The 16834-nt window shown below is 65.4% G+C and carries 13 protein-coding genes; 10 read left to right on the top strand and 3 right to left on the bottom strand.

Annotated elements, in window-relative coordinates:
- Nucleotides 1–253 precede the first annotated feature (253 nt).
- From YUU_RS0110605 to ligA, 7 genes are all read left to right on the top strand, one after another.
- A complete protein-coding gene (locus YUU_RS0110605) occupies nucleotides 254–1279 on the top strand; it encodes a cell division protein FtsQ/DivIB (protein ID WP_027522341.1) in 1026 nt (341 codons plus the stop codon).
- Nucleotides 1276–2595 carry a cell division protein FtsA gene (gene ftsA / locus YUU_RS0110600; protein WP_027522340.1) on the top strand — a complete coding sequence of 440 codons (1320 nt, stop codon included), beginning with the start codon at nucleotides 1276–1278 and terminating at the stop codon, nucleotides 2593–2595. Before YUU_RS0110605 ends, ftsA begins: the two co-directional genes overlap by 4 nt.
- A gap of 87 nt (nucleotides 2596–2682) precedes the next feature.
- The gene (ftsZ, locus tag YUU_RS0110595; RefSeq protein ID WP_027522339.1) at nucleotides 2683–4470 is read left to right on the top strand and encodes a cell division protein FtsZ; all 1788 of its coding nucleotides are present in this window, start codon (nucleotides 2683–2685) and stop codon (nucleotides 4468–4470) included.
- A 360-nt stretch (nucleotides 4471–4830) separates the two neighbouring features.
- On the top strand, nucleotides 4831–5793 hold the full coding sequence (gene lpxC, locus YUU_RS0110590) for a UDP-3-O-acyl-N-acetylglucosamine deacetylase (RefSeq protein WP_027522338.1): 963 nt from the start codon (nucleotides 4831–4833) through the stop codon (nucleotides 5791–5793).
- A 254-nt stretch (nucleotides 5794–6047) separates the two neighbouring features.
- Nucleotides 6048–6947 carry an outer membrane protein assembly factor BamD gene (locus tag YUU_RS0110585; RefSeq protein ID WP_027522337.1) on the top strand — a complete coding sequence of 300 codons (900 nt, stop codon included), beginning with the start codon at nucleotides 6048–6050 and terminating at the stop codon, nucleotides 6945–6947.
- 16 nt (nucleotides 6948–6963) lie between these two features.
- Nucleotides 6964–8637, top strand: coding sequence for a DNA repair protein RecN (gene recN / locus YUU_RS0110580; protein WP_027522336.1), 1674 nt, complete (start codon nucleotides 6964–6966; stop codon nucleotides 8635–8637).
- A 161-nt stretch (nucleotides 8638–8798) separates the two neighbouring features.
- Nucleotides 8799–10946 carry an NAD-dependent DNA ligase LigA gene (gene ligA / locus YUU_RS0110575; protein WP_027522335.1) on the top strand — a complete coding sequence of 716 codons (2148 nt, stop codon included), beginning with the start codon at nucleotides 8799–8801 and terminating at the stop codon, nucleotides 10944–10946.
- A 164-nt stretch (nucleotides 10947–11110) separates the two neighbouring features.
- On the opposite strand, the gene YUU_RS0110570 is transcribed toward ligA, so the two are convergent.
- A complete protein-coding gene (locus YUU_RS0110570) occupies nucleotides 11111–12388 on the bottom strand; it encodes a multidrug effflux MFS transporter (RefSeq protein WP_027522334.1) in 1278 nt (425 codons plus the stop codon).
- A 274-nt stretch (nucleotides 12389–12662) separates the two neighbouring features.
- The gene (locus tag YUU_RS0110565) at nucleotides 12663–14489 is read right to left on the bottom strand and encodes an aminopeptidase P family protein (RefSeq protein ID WP_027522333.1); all 1827 of its coding nucleotides are present in this window, start codon (nucleotides 14487–14489) and stop codon (nucleotides 12663–12665) included.
- A gap of 186 nt (nucleotides 14490–14675) precedes the next feature.
- Here YUU_RS0110565 and YUU_RS0110560 point away from each other — a divergent pair, with 186 nt between their 5' ends.
- Entirely contained in the window at nucleotides 14676–14858 is a 183-nt protein-coding gene (locus YUU_RS0110560) for a hypothetical protein (protein ID WP_027522332.1), read from the top strand.
- A 162-nt stretch (nucleotides 14859–15020) separates the two neighbouring features.
- Here YUU_RS0110560 and YUU_RS0110555 read toward each other — a convergent pair whose 3' ends face one another.
- Nucleotides 15021–15908, bottom strand: coding sequence for a 50S ribosomal protein L11 methyltransferase (locus YUU_RS0110555; protein ID WP_027522331.1), 888 nt, complete (start codon nucleotides 15906–15908; stop codon nucleotides 15021–15023).
- 170 nt (nucleotides 15909–16078) lie between these two features.
- Between YUU_RS0110555 and YUU_RS0110550 the strand changes: the two genes are divergently transcribed.
- On the top strand, nucleotides 16079–16234 hold the full coding sequence (locus YUU_RS0110550) for a Flp family type IVb pilin (RefSeq protein ID WP_156944231.1): 156 nt from the start codon (nucleotides 16079–16081) through the stop codon (nucleotides 16232–16234).
- 187 nt (nucleotides 16235–16421) lie between these two features.
- The gene (locus YUU_RS0110545) at nucleotides 16422–16667 is read left to right on the top strand and encodes a hypothetical protein (RefSeq protein ID WP_027522329.1); all 246 of its coding nucleotides are present in this window, start codon (nucleotides 16422–16424) and stop codon (nucleotides 16665–16667) included.
- Nucleotides 16668–16834: the final 167 nt, after the last annotated feature.

Genomic DNA, 16834 nt, shown 5'->3' with positions numbered 1-16834 from the left:
GACGAGGCAAAAAGCTCCGGCCGTTAACGAAGTTTACCTTTTGTTTACCAGGAAGTCCGAAGGTTAACGCTGGCGGCGCATATGGCGATTTGGCTGCCGGCGCGTGGGCTGTCACGGGTGTTCCCGTCTCCGGCCAACGCTTTGAAGGGGAGAGGCTTCTTCTGCTGAAGACCACCCGGCCGGCCGGTCCGAGACGTCATGGGCGCCAGAACCCGCGAGATTTCCGCGGGCTAACTGTTGACGAGCTCGTGCAATGGATGGTGCAGGCAGCCTCACCCGGTCAGTACTTCGATCTCTGAGGCCCCAAGCTGACCTGAAGGCGGCCGCTGTTGGAGCGGTCGTGCTTCTGCGCGAGTGGATCGAGCAGAAGCGCCAGGACAAGCGCGAAGAGAAGCTCCAGGAAAAGCGCGCCCGCGCCAAGGCTCTTCCGGAGCGCGAGCCGACGCCGCGCATCGTCGCGCTGGTCGAGCGCTTCCTGCCGCGCCGGGTCGGGATCAGCCTGACAGTCATCCTGCTCGCCGGCGCCACCGGCCTCGGCATCGTCAAGGGCGGCCATCTCCAGGATTTCATCACCGCGGTCAGCGATGCCCGCAATGCGCTGGCCAATTCCGCCGGCTTCCGAATCACCTCCGTCGTCATCAACGGCCGCAAGCAGCTCAGCCAGGACGAGATCCTCGCCATCGGCGGCGTCAGCGGCCGCTCCTCGCTGCTGTTCCTCGATGCCGACGGCCTGCGCGACAAGCTCAAGGCCAATCCCTGGATCGCGGATGCGACCGTGCTGAAGCTCTATCCGGGCCAGCTCCAGATCGACATCACCGAGCGCAAGGCGTTCGCGCTGTGGCAGGAAGCCGGCCGGCTCTCCGTGATTGCCGACGACGGCGCCGTGCTCGAGCCCTATGTTTCGCGCCGCTTCCTGACGCTGCCGCTCGTGGTCGGCAAGGGCGCCGCCACCCAGGCGCGCGATTTCCTCGCGCTCCTCGCGCGTTATCCGCAGGTGCAGTCGGCGACCAAGGCGGCGATCTTCATCGGCGAGCGCCGCTGGAATCTGCGGTTGAAGGACGGCCTCGACGTGCGGCTCCCCGAGCAGGACGTCGGCAATGCGCTTGCCGCCCTGTCCAAGCTCGACAAGGAGGAGAAGCTGTTCTCCAGGGACATCGTCGCCGTCGACATGCGTCTGCCCGATCGTCTCGTAGTGCAGCTCTCCGACGACGCCGCAAAGGCGCGCGAAGAGCTGTTCAAGGCAAAGCAGCCGAAGAAGAAGGCCGGTGATTCCGCATGACCGGTCTCGATCGCACCCAGACGCCGAAGACCCGCCCGATGCCGCATAAGCGCGCCGGGCTCGTCGCCTGTCTCGACATCGGCACCAGCAAGATCGCCTGCATGATCGCGCGGCTGAAGCCGTCCGCGCCGAGCGAGGCGCTGCGCGGCCGCACCCATGCGGTTGAATTGACCGGCTACAGCCAGATCCAGGCGCGCGGCATGAAGGCCGGTGCGGTGATCGATCTCGGCGAATGCGAGCAGGCGGTGCGCCAGGCCGTCGGGCTTGCGGAAAAGATGGCCAAGGTGCGGGTCGAATCCGTGCTGCTGTCGGTCTCCGGCGGCAGGCTCGCCGGGCATATGGTCGAGGCTGCCGCCGACATCCGCGGCGGCGCGGTCACGCCGGCCGACGTCAGTCGCGTCACCTCCACCGGCATGCGTCATGCCACCGGCGAGGGCCGCACCGTGCTGCACGCGCTGCCCGTCGGCTACACGCTCGATGGCGTCAAGGGCATCCGTGATGCCCGCGGCATGGTCGCGCGCCAGTTCGGCGTCGACATGAACGTGGTGACCTGCGACGCCACCGTGGCGCGGAACCTGATGCTGGCAGTGGAACGCTGCCACATCAACGTCGAAGCCATGGCGGCGAGCCCCTATGTCGCCGGCCTCTCCGTGCTGACCGACGACGAGGCCGATCTCGGCGCCGCCGTCGTCGAGATGGGTGCGGGCACCACGACCATCGCCGTCTATTCCGGCGGCCGCTTCGTGCATGCGGCAGGCTTTGCAGTCGGCGGCCATCACATCACGATGGACCTGGCGCGCGGACTGTCGGCGACCATCGCCGACGCCGAGCGAATCAAGACGCTCTATGGCACTGTCATCACCGGTGGATCGGACTCGCGCGAGCTGATGTCGGTGCCGACCGCAGGCGACGAGCAGGATCTGCCGCAGATCGTCTCCCGCGCCACCATCGCCAACATCGTCAAGCACCGGGCCGAGGAAATCTTCGAGATGGTCCGTGACAAGCTGAAGGAATCGCCCTTCGCGGCCGAGCCGAATGGTCGCATCGTTCTCAGCGGCGGTGCCTCGCAACTCACCGGGCTCGTCGAGCTCGGCACGCAAATTCTCGGCCGTCCCGTGCGGATCGGCCGACCGCTCGGCTTCGGCCGGCTGCCCAATGAGGCGAAGAACGCCGCCTTCGCGGTGCCCGCCGGGCTCCTGGTCTACCCGCAATATGTTCACCTTGAACATGTCGAACCGCGGCATACGCGGCAGATTAAGACAGGGACCGGCGGTTATTTCGGAAAGGTCGGACGATGGCTTCGCGAGGGCTTCTGATGACAGGTTTCCACATTCCCGGATTTTCACCAACTCCCGCGGCCGCCGGCCGGGGCGAACCCACGCGCACGTGATCGAGAGGCAACCATGACCATCAGCATCAACGTTCCTGATATTCACGAACTGAAGCCGCGGATCACCGTGTTTGGCGTCGGCGGCGCCGGCGGCAACGCCGTCAACAACATGATCACGGCGGGCCTTCAGGGCGTCGACTTCGTGGTCGCCAACACCGACGCGCAGGCGCTGACGATGTCGAAGGCGCAGCGCATCGTGCAGATGGGTACGCAGGTCACGCAAGGCCTCGGTGCCGGCTCGCAGCCGAACGTCGGTGCGGCTGCCGCGGAAGAGGTGATCGACGAACTCCGCGACCATCTCTCGGGCGCCAACATGGTGTTCGTCACCGCCGGCATGGGCGGCGGCACCGGCACGGGAGCCGCTCCTGTCATCGCCAAGACCGCGCGCGACATGGGCATCCTCACCGTCGGCGTGGTGACCAAGCCTTTCCACTTTGAAGGCGGCCGCCGCATGCGCACCGCTGAAGCGGGCATCAACGAGCTGCACAAGGTCGTTGATACGCTCCTGATCATTCCGAACCAGAACCTGTTCCGGGTCGCCAACGAGAAAACCACCTTCGCCGACGCCTTCGCGATGGCTGACCAGGTGCTCTATTCGGGCGTTGCCTGCATTACCGACCTGATGGTGAAGGAAGGCCTGATCAACCTCGACTTCGCCGACGTCCGCGCCGTGATGCGTGAGATGGGCAAGGCGATGATGGGCACGGGCGAAGCCTCCGGCGACAAGCGCGCGCTGACCGCCGCTGAAGCTGCGATCGCCAACCCGCTGATCGACGATTCCTCGATGAAGGGTGCCAAGGGCCTCCTGATCTCGATCACCGGCGGCAAGGACCTCACCCTGTTCGAGGTCGACGAAGCCGCGACCCGCATCCGCGAGGAGGTCGACCAGGACGCCAACATCATCGTCGGCGCCACCTTCGACGAAGCCCTCGACGGCCTGATCCGCGTCTCGGTCGTTGCCACCGGCATCGAGCAGGCGGCGATCGCCCGCAACAGCCAGGCCTCGAGCGCACCGGCCGTCGCCGTTGCCGCCCCGCATGCTCCGGCCGCCGTGGCTGAAACCCGGCTCGCCGATCTCACCGCGCGGCTGCGGGCGGACAATCAGCGGCTCGCCGAGCGTGCCCAGAAGCTGGAAGCGCAGATCCCGCAGGCGGCGGCCGCTCCGGTTGCTGCCGCCCCCATGGCGCCGCGTCCCAATGTCGAGCGCGCTGCGCTGGCTGCGATTGCCGCCGCTGTGGCGCCGGAAGTGCCGCATGCGCCGGCGCCCCAGACCTATGGCGACGTCACCGTGCGCCCGATCGCGCAAAAGCCCTCGCTGTTCCCCGAGCCGGAAGCAGCACCCGTCGCGATGCATGAGCCGATGACGCCGGAAACCTTCATCCCGCCGCAGGCCGAGCGACCGCCGCTGCGAGCGCCGCGGATGCCGCGCCTCGAGGACCTGCCGATGCCGGCGCAGGCGGAGATTCGCCAGGGCCGCGAGACCGAGGACGAGCCGACTCAGAAGACTCGCCTGTCGCTGTTGCAGCGCCTTGCCAATGTCGGCCTCGGCCGTCGCGACGAGGAGAGCGAGCCGCCGGTCGTCGCCCGCACCGCAGCTCCCGCTATGCCGCCGCTGCCTGACCGCAAGCCACAGCGCAGCGTGGCTCAGCAGATCGCAGCTAGCGAGCCGGTATCAGAGTATGCCCGCCGACCCCCGCCGCAAGGCTTGGACGTCCACGGCCGCCCCGCGCCTGTTGCGCCGGCGCCACAGGGAGACGACCATCTTGATATCCCGGCCTTCCTCCGCCGTCAGGCGACGTGAGGATTGTTACAATCAAGACGACGAAAAAGGTCCCGGCGAAATGTTCGCCGGGACCTTTGCTTTCGGCCTGCGGGATCTCGGCTGGCAGAGGCAACCGACTGATTTTAAATGATTAATTATGTATTTCGTGATGCAATAAAGTTGCCGAGACCGGCTCCAAACGTGGCGCAAATTGGTTCACGCCCCGCCCGAATGCGGCAGAGTTGGGGTAACAATTGGTAAAAAAGCGTGAGTTGGCTTGTTTGGGGCAGTGACTATGGTTTGCGCGTGACTTGGGGATACGGAGATTCGAGCTGGTGCCTCAGACGGCCAGTTCGGTCCAGTATAAGTCGCAGTGGGTCGTAGGGTGGGCAGTTCCTGATGAAATTTAGCCGGCAAACAACGCTCCGCGCGCAGGCCACAGTGGTTGGCGTCGGCGTTCATTCCGGTCTCCCCGTAACGCTGACCTTGGGGCCTGCACCTGTTGATGCAGGCCTGGTTTTTGTCCGCACCGGCCTCGAAGGTTGCGACCGCGAAGTGCAGGCCACTGCCGAGCAGGTCATCGCGACCGATTTTGCGACCGTGCTTGGCGACAGCGACGGTGCGCTGGTGTCGACGGCCGAGCACGTGCTTGCTGCTTTGCGTGGCATGGGCGTGGACAACGCGACCATCGAGATCGACGGTCCGGAAGTACCGATCATGGACGGCAGCGCAGCGGCGTTCGTCGCGGCAATCGACCAGGCCGGTATCGTGAGCCAGCCGGCGCAGCGCCGGTTCATCCAGATTTTGAAGCCGGTCTCGGTTGCGATCGGCGATTCCTTCGGCGAGCTGCGGCCTTACGCCAACGGCTTCCGCGCCGAGATCGAGATCAATTTCGCCAATCCGGTGATCGGCCGGCAGGCCTACACGTTCGAGCTCAGCCCGGAACGTTTCCGCCGCGAGATCGCGCGGGCCCGCACCTTCGGCCTGATGTGCGATCAGGCGCGTCTCTGGAGCGCAGGCTTCGCGCGCGGCGCCTCCTTCGAGAACACCGTCGTGTTCGACGAGGAGCGGCTGCTGAATACCGAAGGCCTGCGCTACGCCGACGAATGCGTGCGCCACAAGGTGCTGGACGTGGTGGGAGATCTGGCGCTGGCTGGCCTGCCGTTGCTGGGCGCCTATCGTTCGGTCCGCGGCGGCCACAAGCTCAACCACGCCGTCCTGACCGCGCTGCTTGCCGATCGGACCGCCTGGCGGGTGGTCGAGGGTGAGGCGGCTCGCCGCACCACGCGTCCCGTTGTCGAGGTCGGCAGCGGTATCGTCGGTGGCCGGATTGCCGCCGCCTACGGGCCGGACGTGTCCTGAACGACCGATTCCGGCCGCTTTGGCCCTTTACGCATTTCCTGGTAACCATGATCGGCTAGCTTCAGTGCACCGTCGCCTTAATCCGGGCGAAATGCCTGCCTATCCGGGACCTTAACGATCGTTTTTGGGTTACACCGGCTTGGGTCGCATGGCAGGGCGCCGAAGCACGGGCAAACTTATACGGCAGATTTCGCGGCCATGGCGGGGTCATGGCGCGGCGGGCAGCGCATCACAGGGCGTCAGGTCTTAAATTCATGTCAGCACAGCGTATGACGCGCGAATCATTCACGGCTTCGCTCGCACCCTCGGCACGGCGGTTGCTGCAGGCTGCCGCGTTCCTCGCGGTCGCGCTGCCGCTCGGTGGCTGCGGCACTGGCGAGCTGTGGGACAAGTTCACCGCCAAGGACGACACCTTCGTCGAGGAGCCGGCCGACAAGCTCTACAATGAGGGCCTGTACCTCATGAACGAGAAGAAGGACATCAAGGCGGCGAACAAGAAGTTCGAGGAAGTCGACCGGCAGCACCCCTATTCCGACCTCGCCCGTAAGTCGCTTCTGATGTCGGCTTATGCGTCCTATCAGGCCGGCGACTATGACAGCTGCATCGGCTCCGCGAGCCGCTACGTCACCCTGCATCCCGGCAGCCCGGACGCGGCGTACGCGCAGTATCTGATCGCGGCCTCCCATTACGACCAGATCCCTGACATCAGCCGCGACCAGACCCGCACCGAGAAGGCGATCGCCTCGCTCGAAGAGGTGGTGCGCAAATATCCGAACTCCGAATATGCGACCAGCGCCAAGTCCAAGATCGAGGGCGCACGCGACCAGCTCGCCGGCAAGGAAATGGCCGTCGGCCGCTATTACGCGCAGAAGCGCGACTTCACGGCCGCGATCAACCGCTACAAGACCGTGGTCACGCAGTACCAGACCACGCGCCACGTCGAGGAGGCGCTCTACCGCCTGACCGAGGCCTATATCGCGATCGGCATCGTCGGTGAGGCGCAGACCGCGGCCGCCGTGCTCGGGCACAATTTTCCTGACAGCCGCTGGTACAAGGACGCCTATAATCTTGTAAAATCCGGCGGTCTCGAGCCGAGCGAGAATCAGGGGTCCTGGATCAGCAGGACCTTCAAGAAGATGGGCCTCGGCGGCTAGGAAATTTTGGGGTTCCATGCTGGCGCGTCTGTCGATCCGTGACATCGTCCTGATCGAACGGCTCGATATCGAATTCGCAACCGGCCTTGCGGTTTTGACCGGCGAGACGGGCGCGGGAAAATCCATCCTGCTCGATGCCTTTGCGCTGGCGCTCGGCGGCCGCGGCGATGCCGGCCTCGTGCGCCACGGCGCGGAGCAGGGGCAGGTCACGGCCGTGTTCGACGTGCCGAAGGCCCATCCCGCGACGAAGATCCTCGCTGAGAACGGGCTGGAAGATACCGGTGAGATGATCCTGCGCCGCGTGCAGCTCGCCGACGGCCGCACCCGCGCCTTCATCAACGACCAGTCGATCAGCGTGCAGACCCTCAAGGCGGTCGGCGCTGCGCTGGTCGAGATCCACGGCCAGCACGACGAGCGCGCGCTGGTCGATGCATCCACGCACCGCCGCCTGCTCGATGCCTTTGCCGGCCTCGAAAAGGATGTCACAGCCGTCGAAGCGCTGTGGGATGCGCGCCGCACCGCCAACACCGCGCTGGAGGAGCATCGCACGGGCATGGAGCGCGCCGCGCGTGAGGCGGATTATCTGCGCCATGCCTCGGACGAATTGAAGCAACTCGCGCCGAAGGACGGCGAGGAGACTTCGCTGGCCTCCCGCCGCACCACCATGATGCAGGGTGAGAAGATCGCCTCCGACCTGCGCGAGGCGCAGGAAATCGTCGGCGGACACAATTCGCCGGTCGCGGCTCTTTCGGCGGCGGTGCGAAGGCTGGAGCGCCGCGGCGTCAATTCGCCGGCGCTGGTCGAGCCCGCGGTGAAGGCGATCGACGCCGCGATCAATTCGTTGGAGGAGGCCGACCAGCATCTCCAGGCCGCACTCGCCGCAACCGATTTCGACCCCTTGGAGCTCGAACGCATCGAGGAACGGCTGTTCGCGCTGCGCGCCGCCTCGCGCAAATATTCGACGCCGGTCGATGGCCTGGCAGCGCTTGCCGCGAAATACGCGGCCGATGTCAGGTTGATCGATGCCGGCGCCGAACAGTTGAAGAAGCTCGAGCAGGCCGCAATCGAGGCCGACGCGCGCTACGCCGGCGCCGCAAAGAAGCTGTCAGTTGCGCGGCAGAAATCGGCGGAAAAGCTCAACAAGGCCGTCAACGCCGAACTCGCCCCGCTCAAGCTCGAACGCGCGAAATTCATGACCCAGGTGGAGACCGATGAGCGCGCGCCGGGACCGCAGGGTTTCGATCGCGTCGAGTTCTGGGTGCAGACCAATCCGGGCACCAAGCCGGGGCCGATGATGAAGGTCGCCTCCGGCGGCGAGCTGTCGCGCTTCCTCCTCGCGCTGAAGGTCGTGCTGTCCGATCGCGGCTCGGCGCCGACCCTGGTGTTCGACGAAATCGACACCGGCGTCGGCGGTGCGGTGGCTGACGCCATTGGCGCGCGGCTCGCGCGGCTTGCCGGCCAGGTGCAGGTGATGGCCGTAACCCACGCCCCGCAGGTCGCCGCCCGCGCCGACCAGCATCTCCTGATTTCCAAGGACGCCCTCGACAAGGGCAAGCGCGTCGCCACCCGCGTCAATGCGCTCGCCGCCGACCACCGCCGCGAGGAGATCGCGCGGATGCTGGCGGGCGCGGAGATCACCGCGGAAGCGAGGGCGGCCGCGGAACGGCTGCTAAGGGCGGCGACGGCTTAATTTTCGTGTCCCGGACGCGCGTAGCGCGAGCCGGGACCCAGAGCGCTGCCACATGGGCCCCGGCTCTGCAGCGCATCGCTGAAGAAGCGCTGCGCTGGGTCCGGGGCACGAAACCGTGACCCGCCTTTACCCTCGCGCCGCGTCTGTCGTATTCAAGCACCATGGCAAGAGCAGCAAAATCCAAACCGCTTCCCGACGTCGCCGATCTCACCAAGGCGCAGGCCAAGGTCGAGCACGTGCGGCTTGCCCTCGAACTCGAGGGGCACGACAAGCGCTATTACCAGGACGACGCGCCGACCGTTACCGACGCCGAATATGACTCGCTGCGCCAGCGCTTCAATGCGATCGAGAAGCGCTTCCCGGAATTCGTCAGCGCGGAGTCGCCGTCGCAGAAGATCGGCGCGGCGCCGTCCGGACGCTTCAGGAAGGTCCGGCACGCGGTGCCGATGCTGTCGCTCGACAATGCCTTTGCGGAAGAGGACGTGCGCGATTTCGTCGGCCGCATCGCGCGCTTCCTGAAGCTTGCCGATGACAGGATCGATTTCTCCGCCGAGCCCAAGATCGATGGGCTCTCGATGTCGCTGCGCTATGAGGGCGGCGAGCTCGTCACAGCTGCGACGCGCGGCGACGGCGCGGAAGGCGAGGACGTCACTGCCAACATCCGTACGCTCGAGGACGTGCCGAAGAAGCTCAAAGGCCGCAACGTCCCCGACATCTGCGAGGTGCGCGGCGAGGTCTACATGACCAAGAAGGCATTCCTGGCGCTCAACGAACGGCAGAAAGCGGCGGGTGACACCATCTTCGCCAATCCGCGCAACTCGGCCGCGGGCTCGCTGCGGCAGAAGGACCCCGGCATCACCGCCTCGCGCCCGCTCGGGTTCTTCGCCTATGCGTGGGGGCAGATGAGCGCGATGCCGGAGGGCACGCAGAGCGGCATGATCCACTGGTTCGAGCGCTGCGGTTTCAAGACCAATCCGCTGACGAAGCTTTGTCACTCCGTCGAGGAGCTGCTCGCGTTTCATCATTCAATCGAAGAGCAGCGTGCCGAGCTCGACTACGACATCGACGGCGTCGTCTACAAGGTCGACCGCATCGACTGGCAGGAACGGCTCGGCTTCGTGTCGCGCACGCCGCGCTGGGGCATTGCGCACAAGTTTCCGGCCGAGCGCGCCATGACCGTGCTGCGCGACATCGAGATTCAGGTCGGCCGCACCGGCTCGTTCACGCCGGTCGGCAAGCTCGAACCGATCGGCGTCGGCGGCGTGATCGTGCAGAACGTCACGCTTCACAACGAGGACTACATCAAGGGCATTGGCAACAAGGGCGAGGTGCTGCGGGAGGGTCGTGACATAAGGATCGGCGACACCGTCGTGATTCAGCGCGCCGGCGACGTCATTCCGCAGGTCGTCGACGTCGTCATCGACAAGCGGCCCAGAAACGCGAAGGAATTCCACCTCCCGAAGAAGTGCCCGTGCCCGCTGCACACTGACGTGGTGCGCGAGGAGACGGCGACGGGCGAGGAGGGGTCGCGCGCCCGCTGCACCGGCGAGTTCGCCTGTCCCTATCAGAAGATCGAGCATCTGAAGCTGTTCGTGTCGCGGCGCGCGTTCGACATCGATGGCCTCGGCGAGAAGCAGCTTCAATACTTCTTCGACGAAGGTTTTGTGAAGGAGCCCGCCGACATCTTCACGCTACAGAAGCGCAACGCGAAGCTGAAGCTGGAGGAGATCGAGGGTTACGGCGAGACCTCGGTGCGCAACCTGTTCGGCGCGATCGAGAGCCGGCGCAACATCGCCCTGGAGCGCTTCATCTATGCGCTCGGCATGCGTCATGTCGGCGAGACCACGGCCCTGGCGCTAGCGCGCGGTTATGGTTCCTGGGACGCCTTCCACGACGCCTGTCTCAAGGCCGCCAAGGGCGACGAGGAGGCGATTGCCGACATGGATGCGCTCGACCAGATCGGTGACACCGTGATCAAGAGCATCGCCGACTATTTTGGCGAGAGCCACAACCGCGGTATCGTCGAGCGGCTGACAGGCGAGGTCGATATCATCGACGCCGAGAAGCCGAAGAGCAATTCGGCCGTTGCCGGCAAGACGGTGGTGTTCACGGGCTCGCTGGAGAAGATGACGCGAGATGAGGCCAAGGCGACCGCGGAGCGGTTGGGTGCGAAGGTGTCGGGATCGGTGTCGAAGAAGACTGACCTCGTCGTTGCCGGCCCCGGCGCGGGATCAAAGCTCGCTGAAGCCAACAAGCACGGCGTCAAGGTGCTGACCGAAGACGAGTGGCTGAAGCTGATCGGGGAGTGAGGCGGTACGTTCGCCCCTTGCTCCGCCGTCATCGCCCGCGAAGGCGGGCGATCCAGTACGCCGCGGCTTCTCTGTTTACGACCGCTGTCTCTGGAATACTGGATCCCCCGCTTTCGCGGGGGGTGACGCTGAGATTGTTGCAACGACCATCGCTAGCGCGACAGCTACATCATCCCGCTCTCTTCCTCTTCCGCCTGCTCGATCAGCTCTTCGCTCACCACGACCTCGCGCCGCGGTACGACGAAGATCATGGTGGAGGCGCACAGCAGCGAGATCGCTGTTATGGCCGAGGTCAGTGGCAGCGTCGTCGCGGAGTGGCCGCCGAGATAGGCGCCGAACTGCGATACCAGCGAGCCGATGCCCTGCTGCAGGAAGCCCATCGCGCCTGACGCAGTGCCGGCGGCTTCGGGACGGACGCTGATGGCGCCGGCGGCCGAGTTCGCCATCACGAAGGCATTGCCGACCATCACGATCATCTGCGTGCCGAACAGCCAGCTTGGTGCCTCATTCCAGCCCGTGAGGCTCCAGACAAGGTTCAGGACGCTGCCGCTGAGTTGCAGCGCGAGCCCGAACCAGATCAGCTTCTCCAGCGAATGCCGCGGCGCAAAGCGCACGCAGAGGAGATTGCCAACCAGATACGCAAACGCCGTGGTCGCGAACCACGCGCCATATTCGGCGCTGCTGCGGCCCATCTGCGTGACCACGATGTAGGGACCGCCGCCGGCGAAGGTGAAGATGATCTGCGAAGCCAGCACCTGGCACAGCACATAGCCCACGAAGGCGCGATTGCGGATGAGGCTGCCGACGTCGCCGCGAAAGCCGCTGCCGGCGGCGCGGGCGCGGCGCGTCTCGGGCAGCGCCAGCGCGATGCCGACAGCGACTATAAGCGCGCCTCCAGTGATGGCGTAGAAGATCGCGCGCCAGCCAAACGCGGTCTCGATCAGGCCGCCGGTCAGGGGCGAGAGCATTTGCGCGATCATCATGACGGCGATGACGAGGCTGATCATCGCGCCGACGCGCTCGCGCTCGTAGAGGTCGCGGATGATGGCGCGGCTCACCACCATGCCGGTGGCGCCGCCCAGCGCCTGGAAGAAGCGTGCGGCGATCAGTTGCGGCAGGTTGTCCGCGAAGATGCAGGCAATGCTCGCACCGACCATCAGCGCCAGCCCTGCGAGCAGCACCGGCCGCCGGCCGAACCGGTCCGACAGTGGTCCCATGATGATCTGCGAGCAGGCGATGCCGACCATGTAGAGCGACACCGTCATCTGCGCGACGGAGATGTCGCGACCGAACGTCGTCGCCAGCACCGGCAGTGCCGGAACCAGCATGTAGAGCGAGATTGGCGCGACGCCGGTCATGGCGACGAGCAACATCAGCATCACGCGCGAGGTCGCGAGGTTCTGTTGCGCCGAGAGCGTCGGCTTGCCCATCATGCCATGCATGGATCGACACTAGCCGCATCGCGGGACCAGCGAATACGGATGTTTCGGCATGCGGCCATGCGCGATGCTGGCACCGCAAATTTACTGTCACCAGACACAGCGCGGCCGCCACAAAGCAGGTGTCATCGCCCGGCTCGACCGGGCGATCCAGTACGCCGCGGCTTCTCCGTATACGACTGCTGTCTCTGGAATACTGGATTCCCCGCCTTCGCGGGGAATGACGGCGGAGGTCGGGGCGAGAGCGTTGCGCTGAACGCGAGAATGCTATGCAGCGCTACGTCAGCTCCGCCGTCGCCTCATCGAGCCACGCCTTGGTGGCCTCATCGAGCGCCAGCCGCACTTCGGCCCTGACGCGGGCGTGGTAGGCGTTGAGCCAGTCGCGCTCATCCGTGCTGAGCATTGCCACATCGATCAGGCGGCGGTCGATCGGCGCGAGCGTCAGCGTCTCGAAGGCGTTCATCGGCTTCTCGGCGCCCGCGATGTCGGCGGCAACCACGAGCTCGAGATTCTCGATGCGGATGCCAAAACCGTCGGTCTTGTAGTAGCCGGGCTCGTTGGAGAGAATCATTCCGCGCTTGAGCGGCGTGGTGCCGAGCTTCGAAATCCGCGCAGGCCCCTCATGCACGGAGAGATAGCTGCCGACGCCGTGGCCGGTGCCGTGCTCGAAATCGACACCGGCGGCCCACAGATATTGCCGTGCCAGAGTGTCGAGCTGCGCGCCGGTGGTGCCGTCGGGAAACACCGCGCGCGCGATCGCGATATGGCCGCGCAGTACGCGCGTGAAGCGGTCGCGCATCTCCGCGGTGGGCTCGCCGACGGCCATTGTGCGCGTGACGTCGGTGGTGCCGTCCTCGTACTGCGCGCCGGAATCGATCAAGAGCAGATCGCCGCGCGCGATCCGCCGGTTGCTTTTGCGGGTGACGCGGTAATGCACGATGGCGCCGTTCGGGCCCGTGCCGGAAATGGTCGGGAACGATACGTCCTTCAGTGCGCCGGTGTCACGGCGGAACGTCTCCAGCGCCTCCACCGCGTCGATCTCGGTCAGCTTGCCCGAGGGTGCCTCGCGATCGACCCATGCGAGGAAGCGGGCCAGCGCCACCGCGTCACGCCGGTGCGCGGTCTTCGTCCCTGCGATCTCGGTGGCATTCTTGACTGCCTTCAGCAGCGTCACCGGATCGGCGCCGCGCAGCGGCTTGCCACCGCTGCTCGTGATCAGCCGGCTGAGCGCATCGGCGGCCGTCGCATTGTCCAGCGCGATCGCCGCGCCGCTCTTGGCGAGCGCCATCAGCGTCGGCGTCAACGCATCCGGCTCGCGCACGTCGGCGGATCGCTCGAGATGGTCGCGCGTCAGGTTGGAGAGCTTTCGGTGGTCGATGAACACGGTTGGCCGGCCGTCCTTCGGCACCAAGGCGTAGGACAGCGGCAAGGGCGTGTGCGCGACGTCGCCGCCACGGATGTTGAAGCTCCAGGCCACCGCATGGCTGTCGGACAGTACCAGCGCATCGGCGCCGAGCTTGCCGATCTCGCTACGGATCTGCGCGGCCTTCTCCGCCTCCGCGATCCCCGCATGTTGCAGGGCGTGAATCACGACCGGCGCGATTGGCGCGGGCGGCCGGTCGTGCCACACGGCATCGACCGGGTTCGAGTCGACCGCCACCAGCTCGGCGCCGGCCTTGGCGCAGGCGGCGGACAGGCGTTCGGCTGCCGCAAAGGTGTGCAGCCACGGGTCAAAGCCTAGGCGGTCGCCCGCCTTCAGATGCACGGAGAGCCAGGTTTCCGGTGGCGGTTCGATCAGCGACTCGACGGCCCAGGCCTTTGTGTCGACCTGCTTGGCCGCTTGCAGCGTATAGCGGCCGTCGACGAACACCGCGGCCTCCTGCGGCAGCACGACCGCCAGTCCCGCCGAGCCCGTGAAGCCGGTGAGCCAGGCCAGCCGCTCCTCCGACGGCGCCACATATTCATTCTGCTGCTGGTCGGCGCGCGGAATGACGAAGCCGGTCAGCTTGCGGCGGGCGAGTTCTTCGCGAAGTGCCGCAAGGCGCGCGCTCAATGCGACGCCGGCTTCCGGCTCCTCGAATGTCTGGAAATGAGCTTCGAACATGCTGTGACTATCTTAGGGTGATGGGGATTGCTCCGCAATGTGGACGCAATCGTTGTGCATTGGCATAGACCGTGCTTGCGAAGTTCCATTCGCGTCGAGTGGAGTAAAGGATGCGGCTTTTGCGCTTCGTCCGGGTAACAGGGCAAAACGAGCAAGTGGTTCATCTCAACGGCGAGGGGACACACGATGCCTGCGTTCACGTTTGAAAAGATCTCGCCTCCGGTCCGCCGTGGACCGTCCTCCCCCGAGGCAGAGAAGCCACGCGGCGTCCTCTACCAGATGATCGACCGCTTCGCCGAGCGCCGCGCCAGGCGGATCTTGCGTGAGGAGCGCGCGCCCGTCCGCCGCGACGACAAGGTGGCGGAGTAGCTAGGGCAGCATCGACGACTGCGTAGGGGGGCAAAGCGACTTGTCCGCCGTAGCTCGAAGAGCGAAGGCGGAAGCGTGCCCACCACTTTTATCGCCAGGTGTGGATCGATGGTGGGCACGGCGCGCGAAGAGCGCGCCTTTACGCACCCTTGTAACAGCACCTCACCCGACCCGTCGCAGCAACAGGCTGCTCCAGCCCTCGATCCGCAAGTGTCGTATGGGCACGAGGCCGCGCGCGCGGTAGGCGGCGATCACGGCAGGGGCCTGGGGCGTCAGGAGGCCCGATAGGATGACGTGCGCCCTCGGCGCAAGGTGCCGCTTCATGGGACCTGCCAACTGCCGCAGGGGGTTGGCGAGGATGTTGGCCAGCACCAGGTCGAACGGTCCCCACGCGCCAAAATCGGGCGCGGCAAAGCCGGTGGCGCGGATCGCATGCACGTGGTGACCGGTCTCGTTCAGGCCAGCGTTCTCGCGGGCCACGCGCACCGAGGGCGGATCGATGTCGCTCGCCAGCACCGCGCGATGCAGCGCCTTGGCCGCCGCGATCGCCAGCACGCCGGTCCCGGTACCGAGGTCGAGCACGCGCTTCGGCCTAGAACCTTTCAAGATATGGTCAAGCAACAGTAAACAGCCGCGCGTCGTGCCGTGATGGCCGGTGCCGAAAGCCAGCGCCGCCTCGATCTCGATGGCGAGCTTGTTCGGCGGCACACGGTCGCGGTCATGGCTGCCGTGGACGACGAAGCGTCCGGCCGGAACGGGCACGAGGTCTTCTAGGCTCGCCTTGACCCAATCCCTGGCCTCGACGCTGTCGAACACCAGCGTGTCCGCGATCCGGCTACCTGCCGTTTCAGCGATGATTCCCCTCAGGAAATCCTGATCCGGCGCATCCGCGAAGTGCAGCGTGACGTCCCAGCGCCCATCGGGCTGCTCGAATGCCGCGACCGCCGCGTCGCCATCGAAAAAGATCTCGGTCAGGACATCGACAACGCGCTTGGCGGCGGCCTCGTCGCCGATCGCAAAGCTCGCGCGGTGGGTGGGTGAGGGGGGCATTTGCTTCAAATATACTCGCTCAATTCGGTCCAATTTGATGAGTTATCGCCTCGCATCATTCTCAAAACTTGTGCTTCCCGCGTTTATTCAACTTTAGGTTCCGCTCCGTAGATTACCGGATGTTGGGTGCAGCCAACGCAACTGGAAATTGGAGGCAAATCTTGAAGCGCATGGTTCAAAAGTTCTGGTCCGATGAGTCCGGCGCCACCGCGATCGAATACGGTCTGATCGCAGCCGGCATCGCCCTGGCGATCATTACCGTGGTCAACAGCCTGGGCACCAGCCTGAATGACAAGTTCGGTTCAGTTAGCAGCAACTTGAAGTAATTTCCGCCTCCCTTTTCCGAGCGGGGGCTATTGCATTGAAGACCACGACCGACGCCCGCGGGGGGAACGCCCCTTGCGGGCGAAGTCGTTTTTGGCGCGGCGGCGGTGCCCGGTAGTGTCTCTTTTTAAATCTGGCGGCCGATTTTTCTGATCCCATCGCGGGGGCTGTACAAGAAAGTGCAAGTCAATGACTAAACTGTTTCTCCTCCACCACGTCCATGAGTTCGACGACGGCCACGAAGAGATAAAGCTCATCGGGGTTTACAGCACCCGAACCAACGCCGAGGCAGCGCTGGCAGCCGTCCGCAATCAGCCGGGCTTTCGTGACGTTCCGGAGGGATTTACGATTGACGAATGCCTATTGGACCCAATGCGACCAGGATGGTCAGAGGGCTACGTGACGGCATTCCCAGACGGCACATTTTCAAACTGAGACCGATCCGGTGCTCACAGGCTTTCAGCCGTTAACCCAAGGACGATCCACCGGCTGGTCCACAGGGATATCCCGGCGTTGTCCCCAGGATATCCCCGGCATGGTCCCCAGGATTTCCCACGATCCTCGCGCTACCTGTCCCTGCGCGTCGGACAGGCCTGTGCACA

The organism is Bradyrhizobium sp. Ec3.3 (assembly GCF_000472925.1).
Classification (GTDB): domain Bacteria; phylum Pseudomonadota; class Alphaproteobacteria; order Rhizobiales; family Xanthobacteraceae; genus Bradyrhizobium.
This window is presented reverse-complemented; position numbering and strand designations above follow the sequence as displayed.